Below are 15,357 nucleotides of genomic sequence, written 5' to 3'. Positions count from 1 at the left end.
CCCCTCATCCTAACCCTCTCCCCACAGGGGAGAGGGAATGAGATCACAGCGGCCACAGCCATGCCGCGCCGCGTACGCCGCTGGAATCGCCGTGCATCGCCCGGCGAATCGGCGTCTCGCATTCTCCACCGAACACCCACTGCTTCACCAGCCCCGGTACCGTTTGATACAGGCGTTCGACATTGCTCATCCCGCCGCCTAACACAATGACATCCGGGTCGAGGATATTCACCACATGCGCCAGCGATTTCGCCAGCCGCTGCTCGTAGCGGCTCAGCGCCAATTCGGCCTTTTCGTCACCTTCACCCACCAGGCGCATAATCTCGCTGCCGGTTAACGGGTTTCCGCTTAGCCGCTGATAGTCGGTGGCGAAACCGGTGCCGGAAATAAAGGTTTCAATACACCCCTGCTTGCCGCAGTAACAAGGCACTTGCTGACGATAGCGCAGCTCATCTTCATCCATCCACGGCAGCGGGTTGTGCCCCCATTCGCCGGCGGTGCCATTGCCGCCGATATGCGCGCGCCCGTTCAACGCCACCCCCGCGCCGCAGCCGGTACCGATAATTACCGCAAACACGGTTTGCGCACCAGCGGCCGCGCCATCGACCGCCTCCGAAACCGCCAGGCAGTTGGCGTCGTTGGCAAGCCGGACCTCACGATTGAGGCGCAGGCTGAGATCTTTATCGAAGGGCTGGCCGTTCAGCCAGGTCGAGTTGGCGTTTTTCACCACCCCGCTATACGGCGAAATCGAGCCGGGGATGCCCATACCGACGGTGCCGCGCTGCCCGGTCGCCTGCTCGGCCATCTCCACCAGCGAGGCAATCGTCTCGATGGTCTGGCGATAATCCTCCCGCGGGGTTGGCAAGCGGTGGCGAAATAACTGCTGGCCCTGCTCACTCAGGGCGATGACTTCTGTTTTTGTTCCACCTAAATCAATACCAATACGCACAGTCTGCTCCTCACCCCGATTAACAATGCAAGCATAGCGACAATTCGCTATCATGCCCGCCTGATTTAACGACAAAGCCGTGGAAATTATCATGCTGTGGTTCAAAAATTTAATGGTTTACCGTCTGAGCCGCGATATCGAATTGCGCGCCGAAGAGATGGAAAAACAGCTGGCCGAGCTGACATTTACCCCTTGTGGCAGCCAGGATATGGCGAAAACCGGTTGGGTATCGCCGATGGGATCGCACAGCGACGCGCTGACGCATACGGCAAACGGCCAGATCGTTATCTGCGCCCGTAAAGAAGAAAAGATCCTGCCGTCGCCGGTGATCAAACAGGCGCTGGAAGCAAAGATCCTCAAGCTCGAAGCCGATCAGGGCCGCAAGCTGAAGAAAACGGAAAAAGACTCGCTGAAAGATGAAGTTCTGCACTCGCTGCTGCCGCGCGCCTTTAGCCGCTTCAGCCAGACGATGATGTGGATCGATACCGTCAACGGCCTGATCATGGTGGACTGCGCTAGCGCGAAGAAAGCGGAAGATACGCTGGCGCTGCTGCGTAAAACGCTGGGCTCGCTGCCTGTAGTGCCGCTGACGCTGGAAAATCCGATCGAGCTGACGCTGACCGAATGGGTGCGCTCCGGTAGCGTGGCTCAGGGCTTCCAGCTGCTTGACGAAGCCGAATTGAAAGCGATGCTGGAAGATGGCGGCGTGATCCGCGCGAAGAAACAGGATCTGGTGAGCGATGAGATCGCCGTACATATCGAAGCGGGTAAAGTGGTCACCAAACTGGCGCTCGACTGGCAGCAGCGTATCCAGTTTGTGATCTGCGACGACGCATCGATTAAACGTCTGAAGTTCTGCGACGAATTACGTGACCAGAATGAAGATATTGACCGCGAAGATTTTGCGCAGCGTTTTGACGCCGACTTTATCTTGATGACCGGCGAACTGGCGGCATTGATTCAAAGCCTGGTTGAAGGACTGGGCGGCGAAGCCCAGCGCTAACGCGCCACCTTCCTGCCGGGCCCGGAAAGTGGACGCGGCAGGAAGGCGCTTAAATTACAGATAACGGCACAGGTAGGAAGTCGGTTCCGCCACCTGCAGGTGGAATTCGCTATTACCCGGCACGTTAAACACTTCGCCTGCCGCGTAAACTTTCCATTCAGTTTCACCCGGCAACAGCACGTTCAGCGCACCGCTGACCACGGTCATCTCTTCCGGCTGGGCGGTGCCAAAGGCGTATTCACCCTCTGCCATCACCCCAACGCTGGCGCGGCCGGTACTGCTGCTGGTGAAGCCGATAGATTTCACTTTCCCTGAAAAATACTCATTGCTTTGAAGCATAAACAAGACCTTATCATCGTTGGTTGAAGCTTCAATATAGGGGGCGCTCCTTGCCCCTGTCACGCAAAATTAATCGATAACGTCGGGTTAAACTAATAGTTCTGCCGCCAGTCGCGAAACCAGCACATTTGACAATAATACCGGGACATCCAGCGCCTTTTGTAATACGTCGCGGTGATGCTGATGATAGCCAAGACAGTCGAGCACCAGTACATCCGCCCCCTGTTCGACTAAACCTCTTCCTGCATCCAGCAGATCGCTGTCGCTGCCGCCCATCGGGTTCGCCAGCGCATAATAAGGCGTATTTTCTAAAGTGAGCCACTTTTGCCGCTGCATGGGCAGGACTTCTTCAACGGGTACAATCACGCCCACCTGATGGCCATCGACGATCGAGGCCACCAGCGGCGGAATAATCCGTTCAGGCTCAAGAAGGATAGCGTTGTGCGTCGCCAGGCCGCTCAACTGTTCGGAACTGAGAAGAAGAATGACATCATATTCCTGCCGATCCAGCATCTCGATAACGCAGCGCAGATCGCGCTCCACCTTTTGGCGGGAGACTTCCACCAGTTGGTTATCATTGAGTAAGGTCAGCAGCCCCTGGTCGCCGGATTCCACGGCATAATCTTCCATAACGTCTTCACGCGTCATTTTACCTAACAGGCTAATATGGGTGATCTGCTCTTCCCTGATATGTTCGGTTAACAGCGGCAAAACTTCCGCCACCGGCGCCACGCCAATGGTCAAAATTGCCATCGTTGCACTCATATCATGTACCTTTTCACTACCACTGCTTCAACACAGGCTTTTCACACACGACATCCGCCCCCCTGGTGAGTAAAAATCAACCGTCGAGAAGCGTAGCAGCTCAGCGCCGCTGCGGAATGTAAAGATTCCAGAAGCTTCAGAGTCGCTCCTGAAAAATCCGTGTGTTAGGTATTCATTAGTACCATTGATGAATTAAAAATGTGAGCTGGGCCCGGTATTGCCATCTTCATGACGCAAACCGGGCCGGGGGATTAGGTTTTTTCGGGATCTTCGTAACGCCGTTTGGCGTCTAACGCTTCCTGCTCGGAGGGATGCTCGCTGATCAGCGAATCGGGTGTCGGGTAATCCGCACGCAGCTGATACCAGGTGACCGTCTGACCCGCGGCGCCTTTTTCAACGGCGACAACGCGGGCTTGTCTCGGATAAGGAGGTCTGTTTGGCATTGTTCTTCCTTTTTCGGCTGTCAGAACAATTAAGTATAGGCCCCGCTTTCTTCCCTGACCCAGGTAAAATCCTAACTTACCGTCACATCGCACAGCATGGTCATAATCTGTTCAACCACCGCATCCGGCGTCGCGGTGGCGTCTACGGTATGATGGGCGGTTTCGCGGTACAGGGCCTCCCGTTGCGCCAGCACTTCGCCGACTTCCTCACGGACAGGCTTACCGGTCAGCGTTGGGCGTTGTTCCGCCTGCGGATAAGCTTCCAGCCGCTCAATCAAGGCGTTAACAGAAGCCTGCAGATAAATCACAATGCCATTTTCACGCATATACAGACGATTGCGTTCAGCAAGAATAATCCCTCCGCCGGTCGCAATCACCGTATCCGGCAGCGTAACGGCTTTCAGCGACAGCGTCTCCAGTTCACGAAAGCGCTCCCAGCCCTCTTTCTGCACAATTTCCGCTACCGTGCGTTTCTCATGGGCCTGTAAACGATGATCGGTATCGGAAAACTGGAAATGCAGCGCGCGCGCCAGGGCATGGCCGATCGTCGTTTTACCGCAGCCTCGCGGCCCGATGAGAAAAATTGGTTGTGTCATTACCGAAGACCCCCTGGTTCCGCGTGTCGCGGAGAAATAAAGGCGAAAAGTACGCCATGATACCTGCAAATGTCTGCCACGATAACCGTAAAATAATCGTTACATTTTTTAGGGAACCCTATTTACCACAGAGTTTGAATGGATTCCGCATGTAAACTTATCATTGCATTTAGTGTTATGCCAGCTTTACTTAAAGGCGAAGGATTATTTTTTATCCATCGTTTGCCGTAAACGGTAACACATTTCTGCACAGCTTTACGCTGCAACATATTTACAACACCGGCAGACCGTCGCACTCTGACGGTAAATGACCCGTGTGACAGAGGAATGTATCATGCAATCTGAAGAACAACGCCTTATTGATGGCCTGTTTTCCCGTTTAAAAGAGGCCGAGACGCACAGCGCATCGCGCGACGCCAGCGCCGAGGAGCGGATTGCCCAGCACGTAACCCAACAGCCGGCGGCCCCATACTATATGGCGCAAACTATCCTGATTCAGGAAGCGGCGATCAAACAGCTTAACGACCGCATTCAGGCGCTGGAGGCGCAGGTTAGCCAGCTGCAGGCGGCAAAACCGAGCAGCGGCGGTTTCCTGTCGGGCCTGTTCGGTGGCGGCCAGTCCCGCGGCGCCGATCCGATCCCAGGAGCCGAGCAATATGGCCGCCCGCAGACGAATAACGCGCAACCGCAGTATGCGCCACAGCAAAACTATGCCCCGCAGGCGGCAGGCCGCAGCGGCGGCGGCTTTATGGCGGGCGCACTACAAACCGCGGCCGGGGTGGCAGGCGGCGTGGTGCTGGGCAATATGCTGACCAATATGTTCAGTGGTTCACATCCGCAGGAGATTGTGAACATCATCGATGAACAGCAGCCGCAGCAGCAACAAGATGTCAGCCCGACGCTGGATAATAACGCCGCCGAGGATCCGTTCCGCCAGCAGGACGACCCTTTCCTGGCGGACAATAATACCTTCGACTCCGATTTCGACGCCGGCTTCGGCAATGACGATGATTTCGGTAGCGATGATGACAGCTGGGTTTAATCCTGCTGGCGTTTAACCGCAAGCAGCCACTTCTCCAGCTCGGCGGCGAATAACTGCCGATCGCGCTGCGATAAACTATCCGGGCCGCCGGTCTGTACGCCGCTGGCCCGCATCGTCTCCATAAAATCACGCATCGTCAGGCGCTCGCGAATGGTCGCCCCACTGTAGCGCTCGCCGCGCGGATTCAGCGCCGCACCTCCTTTCGCCAGCACTTCCGCCGCCAGCGGGATGTCAGCGGTGATCACCAAATCGCCCGGTTCACAGAGACGGACAATCTCGTTATCGGCAACATCAAAACCCTGCGCCACCCGTAGCGCGCGGACGTAGCGCGACGGCGGAACCCGCAGCGACTGGTTGGCGACCAGCGTCAGCGGCGTCTGCGTGCGTTCGGCGGCGCGGAACAAAATTTCTTTAATGACATTCGGACACGCGTCCGCATCTACCCAAATCGCCATTTCGGCTCCTGTCGTCGGCAAAGGTTGCGACATTGTCGCCTGCTTTTCTCCCCCAGAAAAGCGCCAGGATGATAAGCTAGTGAGATCGTAACGAAAAATGCAGAGGGGAAAGGTAATGGATAAGAAAATTGGCTTTATCGGCTGCGGCAACATGGGTAAAGCCATTCTCGGCGGCCTGATCGCCAGCGGACAAGTGCAACCGGCGCAAATTTGGGTCTATACGCCATCGCCGGACAAAGTTGCCGCCCTGCATGACCAGTACGGTATTAATGCGGCGGAAAGCGCGCAGGAAGTCGCTCAGGTCGCCGATATCGTCTTCGGCGCGGTGAAGCCGGGGATCATGACCAAGGTGTTAAGCGATATCGCTTCCAGTCTGAACAAAGATTCGCTGGTGGTCTCGATAGCCGCAGGCGTCACGCTGGATCAGCTGGCGCGCGCGTTGGGCCACGATCGCAAAATTATTCGCGCCATGCCGAACACCCCGTCGCTGGTGAACGCTGGGATGACCTCCGTGACGCCAAACGCGCTGGTCAGCACGGAAGAGATCGCCGAGGTGTTAACCATTTTCCGTTGCTTCGGCCAGGCGGAAACCATCGCCGAACCAATGATTCATCCGGTGGTTGGCGTCAGCGGTTCCGCGCCAGCTTACGTCTTTATGTTTATCGAAGCCATGGCCGATGCCGCCGTTCTCGGCGGTATGCCGCGCGCGCAGGCCTACAAATTCGCCGCGCAGGCGGTCATGGGGTCAGCGAAGATGGTACTGGAAAGCGGCGAACATCCGGGCGCGCTGAAAGATATGGTCTGCTCGCCAGGCGGCACCACCATTGAAGCGGTTCGCGTACTGGAAGAGAAAGGTTTCCGTTCCGCCGTTATCGAAGCGATGGCGAAGTGTATGGAAAAATCAGAGCAACTGAGTCGTTCCTGATAAGCCTGAAAGAGACTACGGGTGAGGCGCCACCGCCCCACCCGTCATCTTATTTCTTCAGGCAGGTACTCATAAACTTATTACGATCGTCACCCTTCAGCGATTTCGACGACGCTTCTTTGCTACAAGCGCTCATCTTCTGCTGTTGAGGCGTCAGCGTCTTGCCGGCCGCTGGCGCATCTTTCTTCAGGCAATTGCTCATAAAGGTTTTACGTTCATCCCCCTTCAGCGACTTTGACGCCGCTTCGGTATTACATGCGCTCATTTTCTGCTGCTGAGGCGTTAACGTTTTATCTGCGGCACTCACCGCGGCAACAAAGACCAAACCAAAAAGTAGGGTTACCAGAAATGTTATTTTCATCACACCATCCCTCTGTTAGTGGATCCCTGTAAGTCTGGTCGCTATCAGCAAAAAAACCAGCCGGTAACGTAAATTCATTACCGGCCACGGGTTATTTCAGGCCCAGCGCGTCTTTCATGGTGTAAAACAGATCGGTCTGGTCGGTGAGACCCACCACGTTGCCCGCATGCGGGCCATAGGCGGCAATTCGCAGTTGGGTGCCGGTGTGTTCCATCGACTCTTCTTCAGAGTTGCCATAGCTCATCACCATTACCGCGCCATCTTTGGTCGTCAGCGCCTGGGTCAGGCCCGGCGCTTTCGTGTCTGCCGGGATAATCTGGCTGGAGTGGGCGTGATCTGCGGTGACGATCACCAGGGTATTACCCTCTTTTTTGGCAAACTCCAGCGCTTTCTGTACCGCTTCATCGAGGTCGACGGTTTCGCCAATCTGGCCGCAAGGGTTTGCCGCGTGGTCCTGTTTATCGATAGACGCCCCCTCAACCTGCAGGAAGAAACCTTTCTCGTTGCGGCTAAGGAGATCAATCGCTTTTTCGGTCATCTGCGCCAGCGTCGGTACGGAAGCATCGCGTTTCGGATTTGGGGTACAGGTTACCGGCGGTTTGTCGATATTGCCGTGATAAGAGGCTTTCGGGCCTTCCCACCGCACCGGCATATTGCCGTCGGAGAACAGACCGAGCAGTGGTTTACCCTGATTTGCTTCGCTGATAGCGGCGAGTGAAGCGGCGTCGGTCACAATCTGATAGCCGCGAGCGACCGCCTGCTCATGCAGGGTTTTCCCCTGCCACTCCCCTGCGGTCGCCGTTTCAGCAAAGGTCTTCGCCCCGCCGCCTAAAGAGACATCCGGACGGGCATTCAGCAGTTGTTCGGTGATAGAGCCCTTGCCGCCTTTTTCCAGCGCGTTGCTGGCGCATTTTTCGCTGGTCACGCTAGGGCCATAGCATTTACGCGAGGTCACATGGGCCACCTGCGCCGCCGGCGTCGCATCCTGCAGTTCAGCCGTCGAGACATTGCCGGTCGCAAGACCCGCGGCTTTCGCCAGCTCAAGGATGGTCTGATGATCTTTTTCGTGGATATCAACGCCCAGCGCGCCGTTATAGCTTTTCACGCCGGTGGTCCACGCGGTTGCCGAAGCGGCGGAATCCGTCACGTAATCCGGCTTGCCGGTTTTTTTATCCAGAGAATAATGGGTGTATTGGCCCGTCAGCGGCAGGGCATCAATACCTTTAAAGAAACCGCCGGCGCCTTCGGCATAATTTCGTGCGGCGGTAATTTCTGAATCACCCATGCCATCGCCAATGAGCAAAATAATATTTTTCGCCGGCTTATTGATTAACGAAGCGCGCAGCGCTTCGGTCTGATCGCCCGTTAAACGGCGCGCCCCGCCTGGGGTCGTGATATCGCCCTGCGCCGCGCGATTTTCCAGCACCGGCGAAGAAGTTGTTTGTGCATGAATAACCGGGGGAGCCAGCAGCGGTAACAGGGCAATAAAGAGGGCAGATAATTTCACTTTGTCGTCTCCATGTAAAAAATACTTAAAAAACAAAACGAGGGAGACTTTATAAAAGTGGTGTGACAGAAAAATGACAGCATCCTTACTGGTCACATGATTAGTTACGAGGATGCCGGAGCAGCTTTTTTATATATTGCTGCAGAAGCTGGGTGTCACGGTCGTCCACCAGCGGCCCGGGCTTGACCTGCTCCATGGCAGTTTCGATATCCTGAATCAAACGTTGCTGCGCATCCTCAGCCATATGGCGCAGCAACGCGGTGACGACAATTTCCAGCGCCTCAACCTGTACCGTCAGCTCTTTTGCCTCTTCTTCTTTTTGCGCCAGATTGACCAACAGCTCAGCAATGAGATTTTTCATTACGCATTATCCTTAAGCAACATCCATAATGGCCTAGTTATGTCATACATCGGCATATCGATACCAGAATTATTTTCAAATAATAGGGTTATTCCTGCAATAATATTCAGCGAAACGTTTTTATTACCGCCGAACAACAAAGGGAAAGCTCCTATAATTAATAGCTAAAAGATAATTCTATAACCAAATTTAATAGTAAATAATAAAATGGAATATGCGTCGCACTATTTAAGGATAACTAAAGGTAATGGTTAATAGCTATATCAGCTGATTAATATAAGGCGCCCTTATGAGCGCCCAATATTTTTATTTAAACGGCCGCGCGGCGGCTTCGGCGTAACATAATCGCCAGTTGCCAGATATTAATCAGGACAATCAACGCAGTGGCAATAAACACCCAGCGGAAACCCGCCATTGCCGAGACCGAAGCGCCAATGAGCGGCCCGGCGACATTACCCAGATACATAAATGACTGGTTATAACCGAAAATACGCCCGGTGACGTTATCGCTGCAGTATTTCAAGAGCAGCGTCTGGACCGCCGGTAACATCGCGCCGTCGGCAAAGCCCAGCAGGAAGCGCAATACCCCGAGCTGCAGCGGCGAAGTCACGAACGACATCGCAAAGAACATCACCACTGCGCAACATAACGTCGCCAGCAGAATACGCGACGTCCCGATGCGATCGCCGAGTTTCCCCAGCCGAGGCGCGGAAATCAACGCCGAAATCCCCGGTACGGCGGCAATCATCCCCGCAAGAAACGCGATGTTGTTACTATCCGGCGCCATCGACTTGATAAATAACGCCAGAATCGGCCCGATAGAGCCGTTACACAACTGGATAACCAGGGTGGTGAAAAACAGGCTAATCACCAGCCCCGGATGGGTCAATGAAGCAAAGACCGCTTTACCGCTCAGGCGTTCAGCTTTGCTCATTTGCGGCCGGGCGCCCTCTTTAATCAGAAACAAGGTCACGAGGAAGCTGACAGTCAGTAAAATCGCGGTAATGAAAAATACCGCCCGCAGGCCGACGTGGTCGGCAAGAAAACCGCCAAGCAGCGGGCCGCCGATCACACCGCTTATCTGCGCCGTCGAGAGCGTACTTAGCGCCCAACCGCTGCGTTCACGCGGCACCTGCGAGGCCACCAGCGCCATGGCGTTGGGTATATAGCCTGAGGTTAGCCCCATTACCGCACGCAAAATAAAAAGCTGCCAAACGTTGGTCGCAAAAGCCTGTAGCAAAATCGCTATCGCCATGCCAAGGGAGGCGCGCAGCAGCATCAGTTTGCGCCCTTTGCGGTCTGCCAGGCTCCCCCACATCGGCGAGACAATCGCCGACACCAGGAAGGTGACGCTAAAGGTCAAGCCCGACCACATCGACAGCGCTTCATGTGAGGTAACGCCCAACTGAGAGACATACAGCGGTAAGAAGGGCAGAATTTGACTGATGGCGAGTCCGGTGAAAAAACAGCCGAACCAGACAGAAATGAGATTAACCTTCCAGGATTCCATAACTACGCGTATTCATTAGTGTTTCGTTAATTATTACCTAGCTTAGCAATTTCCGTCTCCGCACGTAGCACCAGAGATGCGCATGCCGCGAGTTTGGTGTTTTATCGCCCTGACCGCGGAGTAGACAAACATAATCGAAGATAACCGCATTCTCGTCAGTGCGATGTGCTGAGGCTCATCGGCGGATAGCGACGAATGCGCAGCATTTAACCCTCTGCAGCATAGGGTAAAGATTCAGGCAGCCATCTCGCTAAAACACATGCTATGTTATGTGTTTTGATGTAATCAGGATGGAAGTTGAAATGGCTAAAATGAGGGTTGGGATCGTTTTTGGCGGTAAGTCGGCAGAACATGAAGTGTCGCTGCAGTCAGCCAAAAATATCGTCGAAGCAATTGATAAAACGCGCTTTGATGTTGTGCTGCTGGGAATCGATAAACAGGGGCTTTGGCATATCAACGATGCCAGCAACTATCTGCTGAACCCGCAGGATCCCGCCCATATCGCGCTGCGCCCATCAGACGTGACGCTGGCGCAAATTCCCGGTCGCGATGCCCATCAGTTGATCAATGCCGATAGCGGCCAGCCGCTGGCGGCCATCGACGTTATCTTCCCGATTGTTCACGGCACCCTTGGCGAAGATGGTTCGCTGCAGGGGATGTTGCGGATGGCGAATTTGCCGTTCGTCGGATCCGATGTGCTGGGCTCAGCCGCCTGCATGGATAAAGACGTCACTAAACGCCTGCTTCGCGATGCCGGTCTGTCAATTGCGCCGTTCATCACTCTGACTCGCGCCAACCGCCAGCAGTTCAGCTTTGCCGATGTCAAAGCGAAGCTGGGGTTACCGCTGTTCGTGAAGCCCGCGAACCAGGGTTCTTCCGTCGGCGTCAGCAAAGTGAAGAGCGAAGAAGAGTACCTGCAGGCCGTCGCGTTAGCCTTTGAATTCGACCATAAAGTGGTAGTTGAACAAGGGATTAAGGGCCGTGAAATCGAGTGCGCGGTGCTGGGCAATGATTATCCTCAGGCCAGCACCTGCGGGGAGATCGTTCTCAATAGCGAATTCTATGCCTACGATACCAAGTACATTGATGATAAAGGCGCGCAGGTGGTGGTTCCGGCAGCCATCGCCCCGGAGATCAACGACAAAATCCGCGATATCGCCGTCCGCGCTTACCAAACGCTCGGCTGCAGCGGAATGGCCCGCGTGGACGTCTTCCTGACGGAAGATAACGAGGTGGTGATCAACGAAATCAACACGCTGCCTGGCTTTACCAACATCAGCATGTATCCGAAGCTGTGGCAGGCCAGCGGCCTGGATTACACCAGCCTAATAAGCCGCCTGATCGAGCTGGCGCTGGAGCGCCACGCCGCCGACCGCGCGCTGAAAACCTCAATGAGCTAAGCCTCTTTCCCGGGTAGCGGCGTACCGCCTTACCCGGGCTACCGCGGTGCCGTTATTTTGTCGGATGGCGGCTAACGCCTTATCCGACCTACGGTCCGTGCGGCCTGCTGTTAATTTCTTCACCACGCTGGCTGACACTACTGGTGCTCTCAACCCCCGGTGGCGCTGCCGCTTACCGGGGCTACAGCGCTTTGCGATTTGGTAGCCCGGAGAAGGCGCAACGCGCCGCGTCCGGGAAAAACCCTTAAAAAGTTGCAAACCGATAACAGTATCTACGCCGGCATGTGATCTGTAGGCCCGCGCAAGCGTAGCGCCGCCGGGCAATAACCGCGGGTAAAAAGCCACTTTCGCGCCGGATGGCGGCGGCGACTGGCCGCCCTCTGTGCGCTCCCTGCGCCATGAGAGACATAACGCAGAAGAATTATCGGGAGCGCAATGTGCCTGGAAACAGCACAGAACAACCGTTTTTCCAGGTCGAAACGATCGCAAACCGATAATAATAACTACCACGTCTTGCCGGGGATATTACGCCTCTTCTGCCGGACGGCGGCGAATAACAAATCCCGCCAGCCAGAAGCTCACGACCCACGTCGCCAGACCGACGGCATAAGATTGCCACCCCTGCGCGTCAAACCCCAGCAGCCCCACCACGCCATTCAAAATAAAAATTAACCCCAGCGCGAACGCGTAGTAGTGCCAGTCACGGCGGATTTTGTCGGTCAGCTTCATAACGACTCCTGCAGAAAAAAAACATCATCGCATAGCCGCCCGCCGCGCCAACAAGATTGTTCGCACAATGCGAAGCCGCTCTCCCTTTTGTGCAATGCGGGCCCGCCGACAGTTTTGTCAAAACAGGATTATTCCTGGCAGAAATTACCAGCAATCTGATACAGGGAAACGCCCGCCGCTGCCAGAATTCCTGTCTATAGAGCTGGGGGAAAACCAGCGGAACAGGTGTTGCGGAGGTTTATATGGCTGAATTTACGTTTTCAAAGACGCTGATGGGGAGCAACAAAAAGAAGGTATCGATCACCAGCGGTAACATTGCCTACGCGCTTTTTGTTCTGCTGTGCATCTGGGCCGGCGCGCAAATGTTGAGCATGCTGGTACACGCGCCTGGCGTATTCGAACATCTCATTCAGATTCAGGATACCAATCGCCCGCGTATTGAAATTGGGCTCGGCGTCGGTACCCTGTTCGGTTTAATTCCGTTCCTGTTTGGTAGCCTGCTGGTCGGCGCGCTGGGGCTTATCCTGCGCTGGTACCATAACCGTTAACGACGCGCCATACAGCTGGCGCGGCGATCGTCGACCCGCTTAGCAAACCACGCGGTGGTGAGATTGCGGGTGATTTTCGGGCTTTCCAGTTGGATCCCTGGCAACATCTCGCGCGGAAGTGTTTTCCCGGCCTTTTTCTCGGCGATTTTGAATATTTTCTTATACAAATCGCTCTCTTCAAACGCCAGGCTATCCCCCTTCTTCAGTTGACGATGGATATCGCCATCGCTCATCCCCAACTGCCCGGCTAAACGGCGCACCGCCAGCTCAGTCGTTCCGGGCTCATCGCTGTCATAGCGAATAAGATCGCCATCCAGCGCCAGCTTAACGCCGGTGGCTTTAACCACCGCATTCTGGAAGGCGGCATTACGGCTGGCATACCAACCGGCATTGAAATCAGCAAAGCGGTACAGCGGCACGCTGTAGTTAGCCGGGTAGTTGAGCAGATGATAGGTGCCGAACCACAACCCGCCACGTAGACTGAAAACCTCCTGGCGCACGGTGCCGTCCATTTTCCACGGATAACCATCGGTGTGCTGCTGGGCAAAGGCGATGCTTACCTGCATTGGCCCGCCGGTATGCACCGGGTTGAGAGAGCCGAACAGCTTCTGGCCCATCGGCACCATGCCAATGAAGTCATCAAAAATCGCGCTCAGCTGCTTTTCCGTTTTGACGTTATCCAGGCGATCGCTGTAACTTTTACCGTTTGGTGAGGTGATTTTCAGCGCGGTATGCACCAGAAATACCGGGATATGCATTTTTTCCGCCCGGCGGTCAATTTCCTGCCAGGCGATTTTATTCAGGCCCGGCACCGCCGGATCGGCCTGATAGTTTGATTCCTGCTGCGCGACCGCCAGCACCGAACAGACGTTTTCTTCCGTCGGCGCCAGCTTCTGGCTGTCAAAGGTTTTGGCAATCGCCTGCGCCCAGGCCTCGCGGTCTTTGACGCTGGCGGGCATTTTTTGCCGCACCACGGCGGCAACATCCACCGGCTTCTCGCCTTCTTTCAACTTAGGCGCCTGCTGGCTGGTACAGGCGCTCAGCACCAACCCGGCCAGCAGCGTAAAAGAGAGTGAAACACCGCGAGAAACCTGCGCCATAAACCTTCCTTGCATTTATTAATTAACGGTTGAAGAGACTTCCTGCAGCCCTTTGTTATCCAGTTCGCGCTCAAAGCTGCGCAAACGTTTATAGATGGACATCAGTTCCACCAGCGTGGTCCACGAACTTATCAGATACTGGAACGAGCCGCGTACCTGGCCGAACACGTTGGTGATCTGGGTCATCAGGCCGAGCGTAATCGTACCGGCGACAATCGACGGAAACAGCAGGAACAAGCCGAAAACGTTATCCACCTGCAGGTAAAGAATACGGGCGATATTGAAATACATATAGTGGAAATAGAGACGGAAGTAGTTGTGGCGCACCGCGTTGAACAGTTCGCGCACGGTCGGCGGCGTGGCGCGGTTGGCGTCATCCTCGCCATACACCAGCTCTTTACGATAGGCGGCTTCTACCCGCTGGTTTTTAAATTGCAGGCCCGGCAGCTTGATCCCGACCACCGCCAGCAGCCCGGTTCCCATTAGCGACCACACAATAGCGGCGATCACCAGTCCATACGGTAAATGACCAACGATCGGCAGGTCCGGCACATGCGCCGACAGCGAAACCAGCACCGGCAGGAAGGCAATCAGCGTCATGACCGCATTAATAAAGCTTACGCCCATGTCTTCAAGCGTCGCGGCGAAGCGCATGGTGTCTTCCTGCACACGCTGAGCTGCACCTTCAATATGGCGCAGATGCTGCCAGTGTTCCATATAGTGTTCGTTCATCGCGGTACGCCAGCGGAACACATAGTGGCTGACGAAGAAGTTATTCAGCACGCCAATCACCACCGCAATCAGCGCGATGCCGAGAAAAATGCCAATCTCGTGGTAGAACTGACTGATGCTGACCTTGTGCGGCGTGGCCAGCGCGCTCTGAATCAAATCATAGAACGGCGCATACCAGGCGTTGATCGCCACCCCAACTTCCACCAAAAACCAGGTGACAAAAATAATCAACGAGGTGCCGAGAATCGACCAGTATTGCCAGCGATGCGGGCTATAGATAAACCAGAACAGCGCAAAGGCGCCGACGCAGAACAGGTAATACGCGTAAAATACCAAATAGTTGAGCGACCAGAACCGCGCCGCGCTGATGGCGACATCTTGCGATGCGCCGGTTATCCGCAGCAGCCAGTCGCCGCCGCCCGCCTGCCAAAAGATCACCGCCAGCAGCGACCAGATAAAGGCAGAAATAAAAAACGGCCCCGGTTTGGGGAAAAAAGCTTTAAACATCGTACTCTCCTGCTAACTTCTTATCGTTCTGTTTTTGCTGTGTACCACACGTACGCCCGCCGCCACGCGCGGCGGCGAAGTAAAG

At 55.1% G+C, this 15,357-nt stretch carries 18 protein-coding genes; 5 read left to right on the top strand and 13 right to left on the bottom strand.

Translation table 11 applies throughout. The features are described 5' to 3' along the window. Window positions 1-43 precede the first annotated feature (43 nt). Entirely contained in the window at window positions 44-949 is a 906-nt protein-coding gene (mak, locus tag ABLU86_RS00670) for a fructokinase (RefSeq protein ID WP_015704548.1), read from the bottom strand. Between the two features lie 91 nt (window positions 950-1,040). Here mak and rdgC point away from each other — a divergent pair, with 91 nt between their 5' ends. Then, window positions 1,041-1,952 (top strand): recombination-associated protein RdgC, encoded by a 912-nt coding sequence (gene rdgC, locus ABLU86_RS00665; RefSeq protein WP_015368016.1) that lies wholly within the window; start codon window positions 1,041-1,043, stop codon window positions 1,950-1,952. Window positions 1,953-2,006: 54 nt separating this feature from the next. On the opposite strand, the gene ppnP is transcribed toward rdgC, so the two are convergent. From ppnP to aroL, 4 genes are all read right to left on the bottom strand, one after another. Continuing rightward, window positions 2,007-2,291, bottom strand: a complete 285-nt coding sequence (gene ppnP / locus ABLU86_RS00660) for a pyrimidine/purine nucleoside phosphorylase (protein WP_015368017.1) — start codon at window positions 2,289-2,291, stop codon at window positions 2,007-2,009. An 87-nt stretch (window positions 2,292-2,378) separates the two neighbouring features. After that, the gene (locus tag ABLU86_RS00655; RefSeq protein WP_080957386.1) at window positions 2,379-3,056 is read right to left on the bottom strand and encodes an AroM family protein; all 678 of its coding nucleotides are present in this window, start codon (window positions 3,054-3,056) and stop codon (window positions 2,379-2,381) included. A 251-nt stretch (window positions 3,057-3,307) separates the two neighbouring features. Then, on the bottom strand, window positions 3,308-3,499 hold the full coding sequence (locus tag ABLU86_RS00650; RefSeq protein WP_015368019.1) for a YaiA family protein: 192 nt from the start codon (window positions 3,497-3,499) through the stop codon (window positions 3,308-3,310). Window positions 3,500-3,570: 71 nt separating this feature from the next. Beyond that, window positions 3,571-4,095 carry a shikimate kinase AroL gene (gene aroL, locus ABLU86_RS00645; RefSeq protein ID WP_020079510.1) on the bottom strand — a complete coding sequence of 175 codons (525 nt, stop codon included), beginning with the start codon at window positions 4,093-4,095 and terminating at the stop codon, window positions 3,571-3,573. A 334-nt stretch (window positions 4,096-4,429) separates the two neighbouring features. On the opposite strand from aroL, the gene ABLU86_RS00640 reads away from it, so the two are divergent. Beyond that, on the top strand, window positions 4,430-5,137 hold the full coding sequence (locus ABLU86_RS00640) for a DUF2076 domain-containing protein (RefSeq protein ID WP_020079511.1): 708 nt from the start codon (window positions 4,430-4,432) through the stop codon (window positions 5,135-5,137). On the opposite strand, the gene ABLU86_RS00635 is transcribed toward ABLU86_RS00640, so the two are convergent. Continuing rightward, window positions 5,134-5,592 (bottom strand): YaiI/YqxD family protein, encoded by a 459-nt coding sequence (locus ABLU86_RS00635; protein ID WP_047042404.1) that lies wholly within the window; start codon window positions 5,590-5,592, stop codon window positions 5,134-5,136. The genes ABLU86_RS00640 and ABLU86_RS00635 overlap by 4 nt on opposite strands. A gap of 115 nt (window positions 5,593-5,707) precedes the next feature. Here ABLU86_RS00635 and proC point away from each other — a divergent pair, with 115 nt between their 5' ends. After that, the gene (proC, locus tag ABLU86_RS00630) at window positions 5,708-6,517 is read left to right on the top strand and encodes a pyrroline-5-carboxylate reductase (protein ID WP_015704543.1); all 810 of its coding nucleotides are present in this window, start codon (window positions 5,708-5,710) and stop codon (window positions 6,515-6,517) included. A gap of 49 nt (window positions 6,518-6,566) precedes the next feature. Here proC and ABLU86_RS00625 read toward each other — a convergent pair whose 3' ends face one another. The 4 genes from ABLU86_RS00625 to ABLU86_RS00610 all read right to left on the bottom strand — a co-directional run bounded on the left by ABLU86_RS00625 (window position 6,567) and on the right by ABLU86_RS00610 (window position 10,256). Continuing rightward, the gene (locus ABLU86_RS00625; RefSeq protein ID WP_020079512.1) at window positions 6,567-6,878 is read right to left on the bottom strand and encodes a PsiF family protein; all 312 of its coding nucleotides are present in this window, start codon (window positions 6,876-6,878) and stop codon (window positions 6,567-6,569) included. Between the two features lie 91 nt (window positions 6,879-6,969). Beyond that, window positions 6,970-8,385, bottom strand: a complete 1,416-nt coding sequence (gene phoA, locus ABLU86_RS00620; protein ID WP_015368025.1) for an alkaline phosphatase — start codon at window positions 8,383-8,385, stop codon at window positions 6,970-6,972. A 100-nt stretch (window positions 8,386-8,485) separates the two neighbouring features. Further along, window positions 8,486-8,746 (bottom strand): anti-adapter protein IraP, encoded by a 261-nt coding sequence (iraP, locus tag ABLU86_RS00615; RefSeq protein ID WP_015368026.1) that lies wholly within the window; start codon window positions 8,744-8,746, stop codon window positions 8,486-8,488. A gap of 310 nt (window positions 8,747-9,056) precedes the next feature. After that, window positions 9,057-10,256, bottom strand: a complete 1,200-nt coding sequence (locus ABLU86_RS00610) for a multidrug efflux MFS transporter (RefSeq protein ID WP_020079514.1) — start codon at window positions 10,254-10,256, stop codon at window positions 9,057-9,059. Between the two features lie 302 nt (window positions 10,257-10,558). On the opposite strand from ABLU86_RS00610, the gene ddlA reads away from it, so the two are divergent. After that, window positions 10,559-11,656 carry a D-alanine--D-alanine ligase gene (gene ddlA / locus ABLU86_RS00605; protein ID WP_047058576.1) on the top strand — a complete coding sequence of 366 codons (1,098 nt, stop codon included), beginning with the start codon at window positions 10,559-10,561 and terminating at the stop codon, window positions 11,654-11,656. A gap of 525 nt (window positions 11,657-12,181) precedes the next feature. On the opposite strand, the gene ABLU86_RS00600 is transcribed toward ddlA, so the two are convergent. After that, a complete protein-coding gene (locus tag ABLU86_RS00600) occupies window positions 12,182-12,385 on the bottom strand; it encodes a DUF2754 family protein (RefSeq protein ID WP_015368030.1) in 204 nt (67 codons plus the stop codon). 242 nt (window positions 12,386-12,627) lie between these two features. On the opposite strand from ABLU86_RS00600, the gene ABLU86_RS00595 reads away from it, so the two are divergent. After that, entirely contained in the window at window positions 12,628-12,933 is a 306-nt protein-coding gene (locus ABLU86_RS00595) for a DUF2755 family protein (RefSeq protein WP_015704540.1), read from the top strand. On the opposite strand, the gene ABLU86_RS00590 is transcribed toward ABLU86_RS00595, so the two are convergent. Together ABLU86_RS00590 and sbmA are read right to left on the bottom strand one after the other, a co-directional pair. After that, window positions 12,930-14,033, bottom strand: a complete 1,104-nt coding sequence (locus ABLU86_RS00590; RefSeq protein ID WP_020079515.1) for a DUF1615 domain-containing protein — start codon at window positions 14,031-14,033, stop codon at window positions 12,930-12,932. The genes ABLU86_RS00595 and ABLU86_RS00590 overlap by 4 nt on opposite strands. Before the next feature lie 18 nt (window positions 14,034-14,051). Continuing rightward, entirely contained in the window at window positions 14,052-15,272 is a 1,221-nt protein-coding gene (gene sbmA, locus ABLU86_RS00585; RefSeq protein WP_015368033.1) for a peptide antibiotic transporter SbmA, read from the bottom strand. Window positions 15,273-15,357: the final 85 nt, after the last annotated feature.

The sequence above is a fragment of the Klebsiella sp. JN_Kp121 genome (assembly GCF_040062145.1).
Lineage (GTDB): Bacteria > Pseudomonadota > Gammaproteobacteria > Enterobacterales > Enterobacteriaceae > Klebsiella > Klebsiella aerogenes.
The sequence above is the reverse complement of the archived record's forward strand: the minus strand, read 5'-3'. Positions and strand labels throughout refer to the sequence as shown.